The 2,523-nt window shown below is 39.2% G+C and carries 2 protein-coding genes; both read left to right on the top strand.

The genetic code is table 11. From position 1 onward, the window contains the following. A partial coding sequence (locus tag AB1630_08730) for a pre-toxin TG domain-containing protein (GenBank protein ID MEW6103877.1) occupies nt 1–1,640 on the top strand: 1,640 nt, incomplete at its 5' end. Nucleotides 1,641–1,652: 12 nt separating this feature from the next. Then, the coding region (locus AB1630_08725) for a hypothetical protein (GenBank protein ID MEW6103876.1) at nt 1,653–2,523 on the top strand (871 nt) is incomplete at its 3' end.

Raw genomic sequence — 2,523 nt, 5'->3', positions numbered from 1 at the left:
TACAAACCTATGTTCCCAAGGATGCCCTAGAGAAAATAGAGCCACCACCACCCCCTCCCCAACCAAAGAAGAAAAAGTGGTATCAGAAGGTATGGTCGGTAGTATCGGGGGTTGTCTCAACCGTTGTTCGTGGTCTTCCTGGGATTGGCCAAATCTATTCCTTTGCCACAGCAATTGCCGGAAGGGATTTTATAACAGGCCAGAAGCTATCTGGTGCAGATAGATGGCTTTCCTTGCTTGGTCCATTAGCAAGGGGTGCCTCAATGTTTAAGCAAACCGCAAATTTAGCTAATACCATAAACAAAACAAAGGATGCCATTTCCAAGGTCAATACCTATGCTGGCTACCTTAAAAACCCAGAGCAGGCCTTTTTGGCAGGGTTAAACCTTGGAAAAAAGTATGACCTTGGCCATTTAAGCAGTCTAACCAATAAAGCAGGAAGCCTATACAATAGCCTGATTGAGAACAAGTATTACAAATTTGGCACTGCCTTAACTGGAAAGGATGTGTGGGGGAATAAGCTTACCTGGGAAGAAAGGGTTGCTGGACTAAAGAGCTATCAGAGGAATTCTGATTGGAACAATAAGTTTGGGGATGTGATTGAGGGGATAATCTGGAAGAAGAATATAAACCTGCCAAAGATAGACCTGCCAAAGATAAATCTGCCTGGGCTGGATTTAGAGGGTATAAAAATGCCACAATTGGCATTGAGTAAGCTGGCTGATTTTATCATTGAGCAGAGAGGGAATGGTGGAACCCAAACAAATATGGACAATATCTGGAATACAACAAAAGATGGCTTGGAGAAATTAGGGCTTACCAAGAAGGACTTGGAAAATGCCGTAAGGGATAAATACAAGGAAATAGACCTAACCCACAATAGAATCCAGCAACTAGAAAAGGAATTAAAAATTCTCTTTGCTCAACAATATGCCAGCACAACCCCACCTGATCCAAATCAATTCAAAAGATACAATGAGCTTACTGATCAAGAAAAAATAAGGTTTGCCGAAATATCAATTGAGTTGAATAGCTTGGCTTGGACACCAGGAAGAAGCACAGCTACATTTGTAAGAAGTGCAACAAAAGAGGCCTATATTGATTGGTGGAAAGACCTTAGCCAGGGTGTTGAGATAGGGATTGGATTTGTCCCGGTGGTTGAGACCGTCTATGATGTCTTCTGTGCGGTTTCTGGCTATAGCATCACTGGAAAGCTTACCCCCCTTGAAAGGGCAATTGCAATTGGCTGTGTCCTTGCTCCTGTTGCTGGTGCATCGGTAGGACCAATGAGGGCAACATTTAAGACCGCAAAAAACCTCTTTCACAATCATCATCTATTGCCAAAGCAATTTGAGAAACGATTTCTCGAAATCGGGTTTAATACTAAGGAACTTAATAAATTGCTTACCATTGAACTCCCTATAAACTTACATAATGTTAAACCAAAGGGGATTCATACAAAGGCATTCAATTGGAATAAGCAGTGGAAAGAGTTTCTTAACAAAAAACCTATTGAACAATTTTCACGAGGTGAGATTTTAGACCAGTTAGAGAATATGTTAAAAGCACATCCAGAGCACTATACAAAACAACAGGTAGATGATATAATGAAGATTATTGATGAATTAAGACAAAAGTAAGGGGGTGGTAAGATGAAATTTTACGAATTAGGATATGATGATGATAATTATGAGGATGCTGAGGAAGTAAGCGATAGAACAGAAATTGTTGGGTGGTGTCCTATCTATGGTAGATGGCATCCTGGAATTCTAAAGAAGAAAGAAGGAGAAGAAGCTATATTGACTATTGATCTTTCCTCTCCTGACATTGGAGATTTTATTAGAATTTGGGGAAGGCGTAACTTGATAGTTATAGATAAGGTAGCCCAATTATTTAAAGAAGCAAGATTCACTGGATATGAACTTAAGCCAGTGAGGATAAACAAGATAAAGAGGATGAGAAAACCTAAACCTATCCCAAAGCTATGGGAGTTAGTAATAACAGGGTTTGCAGGCATGGCATCCTCTGAATCAGGAGTAAAATTAACATATAAGTGTGAGTACTGTAATCGAATAAAATATTCAGGTTGCACCAATAAATCTGCCTTAATTGACTCTTCCCAATGGAATGGTTCAGACTTCTTTTTTATATATCCTATGACTAATTTTATATTTATTACTGAAAGAGTGAAAGAGTTTATTGAGGAAAATAAATTGACTGCTTGCAAGACAATACTTATTGAAGAGATAAAGGGAATAGAAGATTATTTGCTTGGTGGCAAGCTTTATTACAATATGCCTATTGAGCGTGCCAGAGCATTTGGTGAGCCATTAGGGATATATGTTGACCCAAAGGAGTTATGGCAAAGGGCAATACAGTTAGATAACGACCAAAACTGGCCAAGCAAAGAACAATGGAGAGAATTTATCAAAAAGGCTGAGATAAAGGAAAGACCAAAGATATTGGCTGAATTCCAGAATGTGCTAAAGAAATATGGTAGCCCTTCTTCATCCATTAAGCTTT

Source organism: bacterium, from assembly GCA_040753555.1.
GTDB lineage: Bacteria > UBA9089 > UBA9088 > UBA9088 > UBA9088 > JBFLYE01.
This window is presented reverse-complemented; position numbering and strand designations above follow the sequence as displayed.